The organism is Tropicimonas isoalkanivorans (assembly GCF_900112335.1).
Classification (GTDB): domain Bacteria; phylum Pseudomonadota; class Alphaproteobacteria; order Rhodobacterales; family Rhodobacteraceae; genus Tropicimonas; species Tropicimonas isoalkanivorans.
Genome location: NZ_FOLG01000013.1, coordinates 45,495 through 59,765, shown reverse-complemented (window position 1 = coordinate 59,765; position 14,271 = coordinate 45,495). Strand labels below are relative to the sequence as shown.

The 14,271-nt window shown below is 64.8% G+C and carries 15 protein-coding genes; 5 read left to right on the top strand and 10 right to left on the bottom strand.

Annotation, left to right across the window (positions count from 1 at the left end; genetic code table 11):
• Positions 1-10: 10 nt before the first annotated feature.
• The 3 genes from BM075_RS24495 to ilvD form a co-directional block, all read right to left on the bottom strand.
• Positions 11-157 (bottom strand): hypothetical protein, encoded by a 147-nt coding sequence (locus tag BM075_RS24495; RefSeq protein WP_177208409.1) that lies wholly within the window; start codon positions 155-157, stop codon positions 11-13.
• 108 nt (positions 158-265) lie between these two features.
• A complete protein-coding gene (locus BM075_RS18265) occupies positions 266-910 on the bottom strand; it encodes a hypothetical protein (protein ID WP_093362136.1) in 645 nt (214 codons plus the stop codon).
• Complete coding sequence (ilvD, locus tag BM075_RS18260; RefSeq protein ID WP_093362135.1) at positions 891-2,624, bottom strand: dihydroxy-acid dehydratase; 1,734 nt, start codon at positions 2,622-2,624, stop codon at positions 891-893. The genes BM075_RS18265 and ilvD overlap by 20 nt, the downstream gene beginning before the upstream one ends.
• A gap of 134 nt (positions 2,625-2,758) precedes the next feature.
• Between ilvD and BM075_RS18255 the strand changes: the two genes are divergently transcribed.
• From BM075_RS18255 to BM075_RS18240, 4 genes are read left to right on the top strand one after another with little or no spacing between them, the layout of a single operon-like run.
• Positions 2,759-3,649, top strand: a complete 891-nt coding sequence (locus BM075_RS18255) for a CPBP family intramembrane glutamic endopeptidase (protein ID WP_093362134.1) — start codon at positions 2,759-2,761, stop codon at positions 3,647-3,649.
• Between the two features lie 51 nt (positions 3,650-3,700).
• Entirely contained in the window at positions 3,701-4,630 is a 930-nt protein-coding gene (locus BM075_RS18250; RefSeq protein ID WP_093362133.1) for a CPBP family intramembrane glutamic endopeptidase, read from the top strand.
• 59 nt (positions 4,631-4,689) lie between these two features.
• Complete coding sequence (gene accD, locus BM075_RS18245) at positions 4,690-5,667, top strand: acetyl-CoA carboxylase, carboxyltransferase subunit beta (RefSeq protein ID WP_093362132.1); 978 nt, start codon at positions 4,690-4,692, stop codon at positions 5,665-5,667.
• Positions 5,664-6,938: a bifunctional folylpolyglutamate synthase/dihydrofolate synthase gene (locus tag BM075_RS18240; RefSeq protein ID WP_093362131.1), complete on the top strand. Its 1,275-nt coding sequence runs from the start codon at positions 5,664-5,666 to the stop codon at positions 6,936-6,938. The genes accD and BM075_RS18240 overlap by 4 nt, the downstream gene beginning before the upstream one ends.
• A 190-nt stretch (positions 6,939-7,128) precedes the next feature.
• On the opposite strand, the gene zapE is transcribed toward BM075_RS18240, so the two are convergent.
• The 5 genes from zapE to BM075_RS18215 form a co-directional block, all read right to left on the bottom strand.
• Complete coding sequence (gene zapE / locus BM075_RS18235; protein ID WP_093362223.1) at positions 7,129-8,220, bottom strand: cell division protein ZapE; 1,092 nt, start codon at positions 8,218-8,220, stop codon at positions 7,129-7,131.
• Positions 8,221-8,323: 103 nt separating this feature from the next.
• Positions 8,324-8,944: an HAD family hydrolase gene (locus BM075_RS18230; RefSeq protein ID WP_093362130.1), complete on the bottom strand. Its 621-nt coding sequence runs from the start codon at positions 8,942-8,944 to the stop codon at positions 8,324-8,326.
• Between the two features lie 28 nt (positions 8,945-8,972).
• Positions 8,973-9,431: a YaiI/YqxD family protein gene (locus BM075_RS18225; protein ID WP_093362129.1), complete on the bottom strand. Its 459-nt coding sequence runs from the start codon at positions 9,429-9,431 to the stop codon at positions 8,973-8,975.
• Entirely contained in the window at positions 9,428-10,261 is an 834-nt protein-coding gene (gene fghA, locus BM075_RS18220; RefSeq protein WP_093362128.1) for an S-formylglutathione hydrolase, read from the bottom strand. The genes BM075_RS18225 and fghA overlap by 4 nt, the downstream gene beginning before the upstream one ends.
• A 67-nt stretch (positions 10,262-10,328) precedes the next feature.
• Positions 10,329-11,255, bottom strand: coding sequence for an AEC family transporter (locus tag BM075_RS18215; protein ID WP_093362127.1), 927 nt, complete (start codon positions 11,253-11,255; stop codon positions 10,329-10,331).
• 182 nt (positions 11,256-11,437) lie between these two features.
• On the opposite strand from BM075_RS18215, the gene BM075_RS18210 reads away from it, so the two are divergent.
• Positions 11,438-12,055 (top strand): TetR/AcrR family transcriptional regulator, encoded by a 618-nt coding sequence (locus BM075_RS18210; protein ID WP_093362126.1) that lies wholly within the window; start codon positions 11,438-11,440, stop codon positions 12,053-12,055.
• A 49-nt stretch (positions 12,056-12,104) separates the two neighbouring features.
• Here the strand turns inward: BM075_RS18210 and BM075_RS18205 are convergent, their stop codons facing one another.
• Positions 12,105-13,253, bottom strand: coding sequence for a calcium-binding protein (locus BM075_RS18205; RefSeq protein WP_093362125.1), 1,149 nt, complete (start codon positions 13,251-13,253; stop codon positions 12,105-12,107).
• A gap of 205 nt (positions 13,254-13,458) precedes the next feature.
• Complete coding sequence (locus tag BM075_RS18200) at positions 13,459-14,181, bottom strand: NYN domain-containing protein (RefSeq protein WP_093362124.1); 723 nt, start codon at positions 14,179-14,181, stop codon at positions 13,459-13,461.
• Positions 14,182-14,271: the final 90 nt, after the last annotated feature.

Genomic DNA, 14,271 nt, shown 5'->3' with positions numbered 1-14,271 from the left:
TTACCCGTGTTCAGCCTGCGGCGGAGAGCGCTGCGTTCCATGGGATGGAGCGCGCATCGGGGTTCCGCTCGTGGTCGGCCTGGATCACCGGGCCGCGCAGGAGCAGATTCAGCACGGCGACAAACAGATGACGACGGCCCGTCCCATTCATACCCAACGGCTGAAAGTCCTGCGCGACGGAGAGATAGGAGCCAGCATGCGCCGCCGCGTGTGCCCATTGTCTAAAGCTCCAGGCGCAAATGTAAACCGACTACGGCGCCAGCCGTCAGGGACTCGCGCGGCGGATACCGTCTGCGAATCCCTTTACCACCCGAAAGCCTTCGCTCTCGGACATCGGGTAGGCGGCAAGTTCCCGCAAGGTCGCCGTCACCATGCGGCCGTTCACGGTAAAAATGGCACGCCAGCTCTGCAAACCCATGACCTCGTCGCCGCGCGCGCGCTCCCTTACGTGCAGCAAGTAGGTCTCGTCGCTGTAACGCCGCTCGCCCACCACAACGGAATCCGGGTCGTTACGGCGAGACAGAACGGTACGCCCGATGGCGGACGCAAAGAACTTGTCGAGCCCTTCCTCCGTCGGCACGGCGCCGGTGCCCGCCCCGTCGACACTCGCCGATAACAGGCCCGGTGCTCGGGGAGACGGCGCCGACGGGTCCCCCGTCACCGCGCGGCACGAGGCGAGCAGAACGAAGGAATCCCGGCGTTCGGTGCGGCTCCCGGGGGCGTCGATGCAATAGCCGTCAGGGGCGGCAATCACGACTGCGTTGTCGATGACGGGAAAGCGCCGAAGCGCATCCGGCAGACTGGTGGCTCGGCTGACGGGCGCCTGCAGGGTGCAGGCGCCAAGGACCAAAAGCGCGGCGCCGAAGAGCGCCGCGGGATAGAATGCAGGACTAAAGGTCCATATAGACATGCCGCTCGTACTTGCCACCCGGATGGGTCACGGCCCCGAGCTTCGCCCCACCCACGAGTTGCGCGTATTTCCACAGCGCGCCCGTGGCGTAGATGGTCTCTCGCGGTCCTGCCCAGTTCTTCTTGCGCTCTGCCAGGTCCTCATCGCTCAGCGCGACGGAGATCTCGCCCTTGATGGCGTCGATGGTAATCATGTCGCCGTTCTGCAGCAACGCGATCGGACCGCCATGCGCGGCTTCCGGCCCAACGTGGCCGACGCAGAACCCGCGGGTTGCACCTGAAAAGCGCCCATCGGTGATGAGTGCCACTTTCTTGCCCATTCCCTGTCCGGAGAGCGCGGCGGTGGTGGCCAGCATTTCGCGCATCCCGGGGCCGCCGGCGGGGCCCTCGTTCCGAATCACGATCACTTCGCCTTCCTTGTAGGAGCGCGCCTTGACCGCTTCGAACGCGTCTTCTTCGCACTCGAAAACACGGGCGGGGCCGGTGAAGACGCGCTGTTTGTCTTCCATACCGGCGACCTTCACGATGGCGCCTTCGGGGGCAAGGTTGCCCTTCAACCCCACCACGCCGCCGGTTGGCGACAGTGGCGTCGCAACCGGGTGGATCACGGTGCCGTCAGCCTCGCCCTCGATCCGGTCCAGCGCTTCGCCAATTGTCTCGCCCGAGGCCGTCATGCAGTCCTCGTGGATAAGTCCCGCCTTGCGCAGTTCCTTCATCACGACGGGCACGCCGCCGGCCTCGTAAAGGTCCTTGGCGACGAACTGGCCGCCCGGCTTCAGGTCCACGAAATATGGGGTGTCCTTGAAGATGTCGCAGACGTCGAACAGGTCGAAATCGATCCCCGCCTCGTGCGCGATGGCCGGCAGGTGGAGGCCGGCGTTGGTCGACCCGCCGGTGCAGGCAACGATGCGGGCGGCGTTCTCGAGCGACTTGCGGGTCACGATGTCCCGAGCTCGGATGTTCCGCTCCAGCAGAAGCATCACTGCCTCGCCGGACGCGGTCGCGTACTGGTCGCGGCTCTCATAAGGCGCGGGGGCACCGGAGGAGTTTAGCAGCGCAAGGCCGATGGCCTCGGACACGCAGGCCATGGTGTTCGCGGTGAACTGTCCGCCGCAGGCGCCGGCGGAGGGGCAGGCGACCTTTTCAAGCGCGCGCAGTTCCTCGTCGGTGTTGGCCCCGGCCTGGTGGCGGCCGACCGCCTCGAAGACGTCCTGCACCGTCACGTCCTTGCCCTCGAACCGGCCCGGCATGATCGATCCGCCGTAGATGAAGACGGACGGCACGTTCAGGCGCACCATCGCCATCATCATGCCCGGCAGGGACTTGTCGCATCCGGCGAGCCCGACCAGTGCGTCATAGCCGTGCCCGCGCATGGTCAGCTCGACCGTGTCCGCGATCGCTTCGCGACTGGCGAGGGAGGAGCGCATCCCCTCGTGGCCCATTGCAATGCCGTCGGTCACGGTGATGGTTGTGAATTCCCGCGGTGTGCCGTCGCCTGCTTTCACCCCCAGTTTCACCGCCTGCGCCTGCCGGTTGAGCGAGATGTTGCAGGGCGCCGCCTCGTTCCAGCAGGTCGCCACGCCGACGAACGGCTGCGCGATCTCTTCCTCGGTCAGTCCCATCGCGTAATAGTAGGAGCGATGTGGTGCGCGGGCCGGCCCCTCGGTCACGTGGCGGCTGGGCAGTTTGGACTTGTCGAACGGACGCTTGAGCATGGATCTCCCCTGTCTTGCTTGACCGCTGGCATATCCCCGGGCAGGGCGCGGAGCAAGCGGCTTCGCCCCGCCGTGCAAGGCGCAATTGCGCCCCCGCACGGGAGGCCTTACCTCTTCGGGGGAAAGGGACCGCGATGCGATACCAGCCACATCTCAGTTTCATCGCGCCCGCACGGACGACGGCGGAACTGTGGCGCACGGCCGCCGGCGCCGTGTTGACCCTGGTGGCGGGGATCGCGCTTTACCAACTCGTCTTCGCGATCACCTCGAACGTGATCGGCCCGGAGAAGACACAGGCTCTGATCGATGCGAGCAGCTTCGACAAGGACACGGCGTTCGCGGCGCTCTACGCACTTTTCACCTTCGGTTTCTTTGCGGTCGGGCTTGCGATGGCCGTGCACGGCCTCCATTCGCGCAGTCCGGCGACGCTCTTCGGGCCCTGGGAGGCTGTGGTGTCGGACTTCTTGCGGGTCTTCCTGGCTGTCGGCGGCTTGACGGTGGCTCTGATGGTCGTGCTGCCGCAGGACTACGATCTGGTGCGCAACGAGGGGATGACCCGCGGCCACTGGATCGCGCTTCTTCCTGTCTCCCTCGCCGCCATCCTCGTGCAGGCGGGGACAGAGGAGCTGTTCTTTCGCGGCTATCTGCAGCAGCAACTCGCCGCCCGGTTTCCGAGCGTGCCCGTTTGGCTGGTCGTGCCGTCGCTCGCCTTCGGCCTGATGCACATGATCCCCGGCGAAGCCGGTGCCAACGCATTTGTCTACGCCGTCTGGGCCACCGCCTTCGGCCTCGCCGCAGCGGACCTGACTGCGCGCACCGGGGCCATCGGCGCGGCGCTCGGCCTTCACGTCGTCAACAACATCGCCGCCGTGCTGCTGGTCTCGCTGAGCGGGGCCGGGTCCGGGCTGGCGCTCTACCACATCCCCATGCAGCTCGGCGATCCGCGCATCGGTGCGCTCATCCTGCCGGAGCTTGCCCTTACGCTTTGCAGTTGGCTGGCGGCGCGGCTGGCGCTCAAGGTCTGATTGCCCCGCCGCTCACGCCAAGCTAACACCATCGGGACAGGAGCCCCATTCATGCGCGCACCCGCCTTCGAAGCCTCGCTGGAGGACGCCCGAGACTATCCGCAGCTTTGGCGGCTGCTGCTCGGTCTCATCTTCATTTTTTTCATGTTCCTCTCCATGGCAGCGATGCTGGTCGGCGGCGCGGTGGCGGTGGCCGGAATGATCGACCCCACCTACACAACCCATGTGGTTGCGGCGCTCAACCGGATGCGGGCCGCAGCGCAGGGCTTTGGCGGGGTGGACTCACCACTGGCCGTGCTCCTCCTTCTGACGACGTTCGCCGGACTGTTCGTTGGACCGATGCTCGCGGCGGCGGCCTTTCACTTTCGCGGTCCGGGATCGCTCTTCGGCGATGCCGCCGACTGGGCCGAAGGGTTCTTCACCGCGCTGGCGGTCCTGGTGCCTGTCTACGGCGTGATGATCGCGCTCGGCGTATGGCTGGAGACGCCGACGCCGAACCTTCCGCTCGACCGCTGGCTGATGCTCCTGCCGCTCGCGCTGCCCCTGATCTTCGTGCAGATCGCTGCCGAGGAACTGGTCTTCCGGGGCTACCTCCAGCAACAGCTTGCCGCCCGGTTCAATGCCCGTTGGATCTGGATGGGCATACCCGCGCTGATCTTTGCCAGCCTGCACATCTCCCCGGTCGCGGAGGCGAACCTGATCATCGTCTTGATCTCGGCCCTGATTTTCGGGCTCCTGGCCGCCGACCTGACGGAGCAGACGGGCAGCCTCGGCGCCGCGATGGGCCTGCATTTCGGCAACAACCTCGCCGGGATCCTCGGGCTCGCGACGGCCGACACGATCACCGGACTGGCGCTCTACGTTACGCCCGCGCCAGAGGGCCGCGCTGCCGCGCAAGGCCTGTCGATAGGGATATCGGTCGCGGTGCTGGTGCTCGTCTGGTGGCTGACGCGGCGCCGGCTGACCCGCCGAGCGCAGTAATTGCAATTGCTCTGCAACGCGAATATCTCAGGCCCCGCAACAGGCGTGAAGGACCCTCCATGAACTGGATCTCCAACTACGTTCGGCCCAAGATCAACTCGCTGTTTTCGCGCCGCGAGGTGCCGGAGAACTTGTGGACCAAGTGCCCCGAATGCGGAACCATGCTGTTTCACCGGGAGCTGAAGGAAAACCTGAACGTCTGCAGCAACTGCGATCACCACATGGCGCTGACCCCGCGGGAGCGCTTCGCCAATCTGTTCGATGCGGGCGTCTATACCATCGTCCCCGTCCCCGAACCGGTTTCGGATCCGCTGCAGTTCCGGGATCAGAAACGCTATCCGGATCGGTTGAAGGCAGCGCAGAAGAAAACCGGCGAGCACGAGGCGATGCTGGTGGCCGAAGGCGAAATGGGCCGCACGCCGATCGTGGCCGCAGCCCAGGACTTCACCTTCATGGGCGGTTCCATGGGGATGTACGTCGGCAACGCGATCATCGCCGCCGCCGAGCGTGCGGTGAAGCTGGAACGGCCGTTGATCCTGTTCTCCGCTGCCGGTGGCGCCCGGATGCAGGAGGGCATCCTGAGCCTGATGCAGATGCCCCGCACCACGGTCGCGGTGGAGATGTTGCGCGAGAAGGGCCTGCCCTACATCGTCGTGCTGACCGACCCCACCACCGGCGGTGTCACCGCCAGCTACGCCATGCTGGGCGACATCCACATCGCCGAGCCCAACGCGCTGATCTGTTTCGCGGGGCCGCGGGTGATTGAACAAACCATCCGCGAGAAGCTGCCCGAGGGGTTTCAACGCTCCGAGTACCTGTTGGATCACGGCATGCTCGACCGTGTCGTCGACCGCCGCGCCCTGCGGGAAGAACTGATCACAATCACCCGGCTGCTGCTTGGCCTGCCCCCGGCGGTAAAGGGAGACCTGCCGCCGCCGGCCGATATTGCAATCGCCGCACCGGCCGCCCCAAAGGCGAAGGCCGACGCCCGTGATGGCGCGGGCCCAACCCCGGCGGAGACGGGCGCCCAGCAGTGACCACGACCGGCAGCGACGTGCTGCTTGACCGGCTGACACAGCTCCATTCGTCCGAGATCGACCTCTCGCTCGACCGCACCTGGCGGCTGCTGGGCGCGCTCGGCAATCCGCAGACAAGCTTGCCCCCCGTGGTTCATATCGCAGGGACGAACGGCAAGGGATCGACGCTGGCGATGATCCGGGCCGGGCTCGAACACGCCGGTCTCAGCATCCACGCCTGCACCTCGCCACATCTCGTCCGGTTCCACGAACGCATCCTGCTGGCGGGGCGGGAGGTTTCCGAGTCTGCGCTCTGCGATATCCTCGAGCGCACGCTGGAGGCGAACGGGGGGCAACCGGTGACGTTCTTCGAGGCGACCACCTGCGCGGCGTTTCTCGCCTTCGCCGAAACCCCCGCCGACATGCTGTTGCTGGAAGTCGGTATGGGTGGGCGGATGGACACCACGAACGTCATCGACCGACCCCGGCTGACCGTAATCACGCCCGTCGCCCTGGACCATCAGGCCTTCCTCGGTGACTCCCTGGCTGAGATAGCTGCGGAGAAAGCAGGGATCTTGAAGCGCGGTGTGCCCTGCGTGGTCGGCCGTCAGGAAGAGGCGGCGCTGGATGTGATAGAGGCACAGGCAGCCCGGCTCGGCGCGCCGCTGGTTGCCCAGGGGCAGCACTGGCACGCTTGGGAAGAACACGGCCGGCTGGTGTTTCAGGACGACAGCGGCCTTCTTGATTTGCCTTTGCCCGCACTTGCTGGCCCGCACCAGATCGACAATGCCGGCGCGGCGCTCGCGGTGCTCCGGTTGCTGGGCCGGGGCGAAGACGCCTGCGAAGCAGCGATGACGCACGCGCGTTGGCCCGCCCGGATGCAACGCCTCCGCCGGGGACCGCTCGTGGCGGCCGCGCCGGGAGCGGAGATCTGGCTGGACGGCGGCCATAATGCTCACGCGACATACGCCGTGGCCGCAACCCTCGCCACCCTGCCACACCGTCCCACCCACCTCGTCTTCGCCTTGCTCGCCAACCGCGACCCTGTGGACGTGCTGGCACCGCTCGCTCCACACGCCGCACGCCTGACGGCTGTTCCGATCCCCGGCGAGGCGGGAGCGGCCGACCCCCGAACCCTTGCGGCCGCCGCCGCGTCGTCCGGCATCGCCGCAGGCACGGCACCTGATGTCGGTACCGCGCTCGAATCCATCGTGGCCGAATGCCCGAACGCCCGCATCGTCATCTGCGGCTCCCTCTATCTCGCGGGCCACGTCTTGGCGACCAACACCTAGGGCGGTCCGTCCCGCAATTTCTTGCGTCCGGAAATATCCCCGCCGGAGGTACCGCGTGCGTGAGCGCGCGGCCCGGCCCAACTGGCACATCTTCGATGTGTCAAAGCCTGGCGGGAGGGCTCCCGCCCGGGCCCGGTGCTGCCGCACCTCGTCCGGTTTTGGGGGGGGCGCTTTCGGCGCGCGGTTGCGCTCAGGCCTCGGCGGTGGCGCGCCCCCAGTCGGCCGATTGCATTTCCCGCAGGCGGCTGGCCGTGCGTTCGAACTCGAACGTGCCCTCGCCTTCAAGGTAAAGCAACTCCGGCTCTGCCGCCGCGGAACAGATCAGCCGGACCTTCGCCTCGTAGAGCGCATCGATCAGGGTCACGAAGCGGCGGGCCTCGTTGAAGTTCGACCGGCCGAGGCATGGGATGTCCGTCAGCACCAGAACTTTTGCCACGTCCGCGATGGCGAGGTAGTCCGCGGGCCCAAGCGGATGGCCGCACAGGTCGAAAAACCCGGCCCTCGCGACGCCGTTCCGAAACGCCGGTATTTCGACCGGTCGCGCCTTCACCGTCAGAACCAGGGGCGGTGCGTCGCCGCCCGATAGGTCGTTCCAGATCTCCTGGATCGCCGCCCGCGCGGCGTGGTCATTCGGCGTGAAATAGACCGGCGACCCCGCGAGCCTGTCCTGGCGATAGTCCTTGTCCGACGCCAGTTCGTGCACCACCATCCGCCGTTTGATCATCTCGATGAACGGCAGGAAGAGTTGGCGGTTGAGCCCATCCTTGTAAAGATCGTCCGGCACCCGGTTAGATGTGGTCACAACGACCACGCCCGCAGCAAACAACCGCTCGAACAGGCGCCCGACGATCATCGCATCAGTGATGTCCGTGATTTGCATCTCGTCGAAGCAGAGCAGATCCACGTGCGCGATCACCTCGTCGGCGACGGGCAGAATCGCGTCCTCGACACCCTTCTTTCGTGCCTCGTGCAGGCCTGCGTGGATTTCCTGCATGAAGGCGTGGAAGTGGACCCGCCGCTTGCGCTCCGTGCGCACAGCTTCGAAGAACAGGTCCATTAGCATCGACTTTCCGCGTCCGACGCCACCCCAGAGGTACAACCCGCGCACCGGTTCCGGTTCCGCGGACCGCGACAGCAGACCTCGCAAGCCGCCGCGAGGTCGCGTCGGTTGGCGATGGGCAAGCTCGTAGCGGACGCGCTCAAGCTCCGGCAGCGCGGCGGCTTGAGCCGGGTCGGGCGTCAGCAGCCCCTCGGCGGCACGGGCGTTGTAAATATCGATCATCGTGCGGGTCATCGCAGCGGTTTTAGGCGTGGTGGGGGGGATTGGAAAGCACGGAGCAGGGCCGGGCGCTTCACGGCGGATACTGCCCGCCATCGGCCTTTGATCAGGCGGCGTCCTCCGCTGTGAGCAGCCCCGCCTGCACAAGCCGGTCGGCCCATCCCTGCGGGTCCTCGAACAGGTGCGTCTGCCAGCCTCTGGCCTGTGCTGTCGCGATATTGTCCGGTCGATCGTCGGTGAACAGGATCCGCTCCGGGGCGGTACCACCCTGTTCCTCGACGATCTCGTAGATGCGGGGGGCGGGCTTGATCACGCCGAGATGACCCGAGATATGGCGGGCGTCAAACTCGTTCAGAAAGTCGTAGGCCGACGCGGCGACCTCGAAGCTGCCGATTCCGAAATTGGTCAACGCATGTACCGGCACGCCCTTCGACCGCAGTGCCCGGAGGAGCCGAACGGAGTGGTCGATGGCCGGCGCGGCAATGTCGATCCACCGATCATGCCACAAACGGATCTCATCTCGCCACTCGGGATAGCGCTCTGCGGTGGCGTAGATCGTTTCGCGGAAGTCGCCGCCCCGGTCGACCTCGTCATTCATGCCGTGGAGGTCCACCTGAGCGAACATCGCCTCCCGGCGCTCCGGGCCGATCACGCCGTCGTAGTAGCGTTCGGGTTGCCATTCGATCAGAACGTTGCCGATGTCGAAAATCACAAGGTCCACGGGCATGAGGCCATCTCCGTCAGGGGGTTGCGGCCTACCCACCGCGTTTGCGGGCGCGTGTCAACGCCCGGTCCAGCGCCTGCGCGAACCGGGCGCGGTCCGCCTTGGAGAACGGCCGTCCGCCACCGGGGCGCAACGGATCGGCGCTGCGAAGGTCGGTCATCAGGTTCCGGGTCGCCAGAGCGTTTCCGATGTTCCGGTCCGTCAGTTCCTCGCCGTCCGGCTTCAACACCAGGGCCCCGGCGGTCACGCAATCGGCGGCCAGCGGGATGTCCGCCGTCACCACGATGTCGCCGTCGCTCGCATGTTCGGCGATCCAGCGGTCCGCCACGTCCAGCCCCTCCTCGACGTAGACGACGCGAACCAGCGGATTGTCCGGCGCCCGCAACCCGCCGTTGCAGACCAGAACCATAGGCACACCGTGGCGCGTAGCGGTTCGCTCCGTTTCGACCTTCACCGGGCAGGCATCGGCATCGACGTAGATCGTGGTCACGACAGGGCCAAAGCGTCTGCGTGGAAGGCGACGTGATCGCCCATAAAGGTCGATATGAAGAAGTAGGAGTGATCGTAGCCCTTCTGGATGCGGAACGCGCCCTCCTGCCGCCGTGCGGCCATGGCCTCGGCAAGCACCTCCGGCTTCAGCAGGTCGAGGAACTGGTCGTCGCTGCCCTGATCCACGAGCAGCGGGCCGTCAAAACCCCTGTCCTGCATCAGCAGCACGGAATCATGGGCGGCCCAGGTGCTTTCCTGCTCACCGAGATAAGCCGAGAGCTGTTTGCGGCCCCAGTCGGACTGGCTCGGATGCGCGATCGGAGCGAAGGCGGACGCAGAGGCGAATCGGCCGGGCAAGCCAATGGCGAGCGTCAGCGCGCCGTGCCCGCCCATGGAGTGGCCCGTGATCGCCTGCCTGTCGGCGTCCAGCGGAAATTCGGACACGACGAGGGCAGGAAGCTCCTCAGCCACGTAGTCCCACATGCGGAAATGCGGCTCCCACGGCGACCGGGTGGCGTTGACGTAGAAGCCCGCGCCCTGCCCGAGGTCATAGGCCTCATCATCTGCCACCCCTTCGCCGCGCGGCGACGTGTCCGGGAAGACCAGCGCGAGGCCTGCGTGCGCGGCATGGGCCTGCGCACCGGCCTTCACCATGGCATTCTCGTGGGTGCAGGTCAGGCCGGAGAGGTACCACAGCACGGGCACCGGGCCATGCGCGGCTTGGGGTGGAAGGTAGAGGCCGAATGTCATGGTCGTGCTGCAGCACGCCGATTCGTGACTGTAGACCCCCTGCACCCCGCCGAAACACCGGTTCTCGGAAATCATTTCCATCGTGCCGCCTCCATCTCCGTTTTGACAAGGCCTAGCCGCGGCGACTGGGACGGACAAGGGGGGCAGGTCAGCCGCCGACGAGGGCGATGATGGCGGGCAGGGTCAGGATCGATGCCGCCGTTGACACGAGGATGGCGGTGGAGGCCCTGTGAGGCGCGACGCGGTAGTGCTGCGCGAGCATGTAGACATTGCCGGCAACGGGGAGGGAGGCGGCCGAGATCATGACGCCCGCCGAGAACCGCTCCACATTGAAGATCAGCAGCGCCGCGACGGCCACCGCAAGGGGGTGCAGGATGAGCTTGCACACGGCGAGCCAGGTGGCGACCGTGAGCCGTTCCGCCGTCTTTGAGGCCAGCGAGGCACCGATGGCGAACAAGGCGCCTGGCGTGGCCGCGGACCCGAGGAGCGTCAGGAACTCTTCCATCGGCGCCGGGATCGGCAGCTTCAGCGCCGCCCAAGCAAACCCTGCCACGATGGACACGATCATCGGGTTGGCCAGCAGTCCACGCCCCACCGTGAGCAGCACGCCTGGCGCGATCCGGCCGTCGCGGCTTCCATTGATGATGATGACGATCAGGCTGGAGAACACCATCAGGTCCACCGCCAGCACGAGCATCACCGGGCCGATGGCCGCCTTGCCCAGCAGAAGGGTCAACATCGGTACGCCGAGAAACCCCGTATTCCCGATCACCGCGCATTGTGCCTCCACAGCGCCCTCTGCCGTGGGAAGGCGGCGGACCATGGCGACCACGGTCACCAAGGTGTAAACGACAAGGCTCCCCGCGAGGTACGCTTGGATGAAATTCCAATCCAGCACATCCCCAAGCGACAGGTTGGCGGAAAAGCGGAAGAGCATGGCCGAGAGCGCGAAGAAGAAGACGAATTTCGTCAGCCAGGCGGTGGCCTCTTCCGGAAAGAACCGCGTCCGCCCGGCGCCATAGCCCAAGGCAATCAGGCCGAAGAACGGCAAGGTTTTCAGAAAGATCGGCAGCATCCCTCGCCCCTAGCACGCCATGGTCTCGACGTCATCGGCCACAAGCGCCGGGGCGATCCGCCAAATCTGCAAGGGCGCGGCAGCACGGCACCACCAGCGGGCGCAGGATGGTCGATGGGCATTGTCGGCTTGCCGTAACTGAACTGGACGGTTTATGCTGCGCGACGCTTGGAGGGCTGTCGATGCATGCTATTTCCGACCAGATAAAGCGCGGGCGCAAGTACGATCAGGTGATCGCCGGGGCCCGACAGATCTTCCTTCACGACGGGTTCGAAGGCGCCAGCGTCGACGATATCGCCAAGGCCGCCGGTGTCTCCAAGGCGACGCTCTACAGCTACTTCCCCGATAAGCGGTTACTGTTTCTGGAGGTCGCGACGGCGGGCTGCTGCAGGCAGGCCTACGACGCGGTACAGGAAATCAATGGCGACCGGCCTCCCGCGGAGGTTCTCTACGCCGCCGCTATGGACCTCATGTGCTTCTTCCTGTCGGATTTCGGGCGCGCGATCTATCGGGTGGTTGTCGCGGAGAGTGAGCGCTTCCCCGAACTCGGAAGGGAATACTGGCAGAATGGTCCAGCGCGGGCCCGCGCGGTGCTGATCGGATACTTCCAAAACGCCATCGACCGCGGCGAGCTGGTGATCGCAGATCTGGATCTCGCAGCCGATCAGTTCCTGGAGCTGTGTAAGGTGGACCTGTTCCCGCGGCTCGTCATGGGGCTGGAGCGGGACTATTCCGCCGCCGATCAGAAACGTATCGCGACGGGCGCGGTGGACATGTTCCTGGCTAGGTACGGCACGTGAACCGCCCCCATGTCATTCGACACGGGAGCGGCAATGAGCATGGCGATTATCAGAAGATGAAGTCGCCGGAGTCCAACGTTCCGTCAAACCCCTTGAGGAAGACCGAGGAATCGTCGTTCAGCTCGATGAGCGCCCCGTTCGCACGGTAATCGATCGTCAGATCGCCGAAGCCGTCGGCGGCCCTCATGACAATCTTTTCGTTCCGGCTCTGATCGAAGTCCGTGATGGTGTCGCTACCAAAGTTTGCGCCGATGAAGACAAACTTATCGCGAGCCGCGTTGCCCGTGAAGGTGTTGTCGGCGTTGTCGCCGATGAACAAGTCCCGCTTGCTGGTGCCGATCACGTTTTCGATGTTTCGCACCGTGTCAGTTGAGCCGAACCCGTCTCGGACCACGCCCTTTTTCAAGTTGGCGTTGATGCCGTAGTCGCCACCGTTCTGCGTGTCACGCTGGTAGTTTACCGTATCGATGCCCTTGCGACCGTTAATAATGTCGTTCCCGCCGAGGCCGCCGAACTCGTCGGCGTTAGCGCTGCCTCGGAGAACATCATTGTAGTTAGTCGCAAAAATTTTATCGATGGATACGACAGTGTCAGTTCCTCCGTCCGGACCGATCACCGTGCCGGCGCCGAGGTCGGCCAAGATCCCCGTAGGCGCGACTTGCCGGAAATAGCTCCAGTTGGTGTAGAGGAGAACGTCCGTCCCAAGGCCGCCGTTGTAGGTATCCGACCCGCCGTTGTCGAAAATTTCGTTATAGCTGTACCCAGTAGCACAATTGACGACGTCGTCGCCACTGCCGGTGCGAATGTCGCTCGTCCCGGCCGCATTGAATGTGGACCCTCCAGCCACGAGGTTGTCGAAGGTTCGAGCCGAGAAATCAGTAAAGAAACGTTGGAACGTCGCCGCGTCGATGCCCACGTTGGTCATCGCAACTTCGAGGTCGCCGTCCTTACCATACCATTTGATTGATTCGATCTCGCCGGAAGTGATGACCTGATCGCCGCCGATTTTCGTCGTCTTGAGGTCGTCGGAGAAGGTAATTTTTATTCTCAAAGGAAAATTGCTGCCGGCGCTTTTGCCGTCTTCGTGTCTGAGAACCATCACGCCGGCTTTGACGTCGAAGCGCGCCATGTCATAATTCTCGAATTCCGTATAACCGAAGTGCCGGTCATGCGCCTTGGTAAATCTCACTAGTGCCATTGTCTCTTCCCAGTTTGACCGGAAGCACAGCGCTGTCCGGATACTCGTGTCCTGCGGCGATCATGCCAACAAGACCGCAATCTATCAAAATCCCGTGCATCCGTGGAGTGGTCTCGAACGATTCCCCGATCACATTCATGCCAAATTTTGGACACTTTATGTTCGCAATCCGGAAACAGCCGCGGGTTTCCGCCGACGCCCAGTGTCAATCAAGTCGGCGGACCTGCAATTGGTTCCCGGGGCCACGGCGCGTTTCGAAAAGTTTTATCGACTGGACGAGGTCCGACAGCTTTTTCTTGCCGTAGGTGCGGGTGTCGAAGTCCGGATTCGCGGCAACGACAAACTGGCCGAGCTGGCCCAGCGGGTACCAGTCGTCGTCCTGTTCGATGCCATCCATCGCCTTTACGATCAGGTCGCGTGCCTCGTTCAGCGGCTTCGACTTCGTGTCCGGTTTCTTGTCCGTACTCTTGGCCTCATCGCCGGCCGCGCGGGTGTCGATGTTCTCAAGGTAGATGAAGCGTTTGCACGCTTTCCGGAACGCTTCCGGCGTCTTCCGCTGGCCGATCCCGTAAACGTCCAGCCCCTGTTCGCGGATACGGCTGGCGAGCCGGGTGAAATCGCTGTCGGAGGAGACGAGCATGAAACCGTCGAAACGGCCGGTATGGAGCAGGTCCATCGCATCGATCACCAGTGCGATGTCGGAGGCATTCTTGCCAACGGTGTTTGCCGGCTGGTGGTGGGGAACGAGGCCGAACTCCGCTTGCACCTTGGACCAGCCCTTCATCTGGGACGATGAGAAGTCACCGTAGACCCGGCGGACGGATGCCTCCCCGAAAGCCGCGATTTCGTCGAAGATCGCCTGGGCGAACTGGGGAGAGGTATTGTCGGCGTCTATCAGGACGGCAAGCAGGGGACGTTGCTCGGGCATTGATTCCTTTCGGCCTGTCGGCCTCGTCATGCGGGTGGGCCGATCTGCCCTCTCGCTTTCTTCATTCACGGGAAAAAGGGCGCAAGGCCC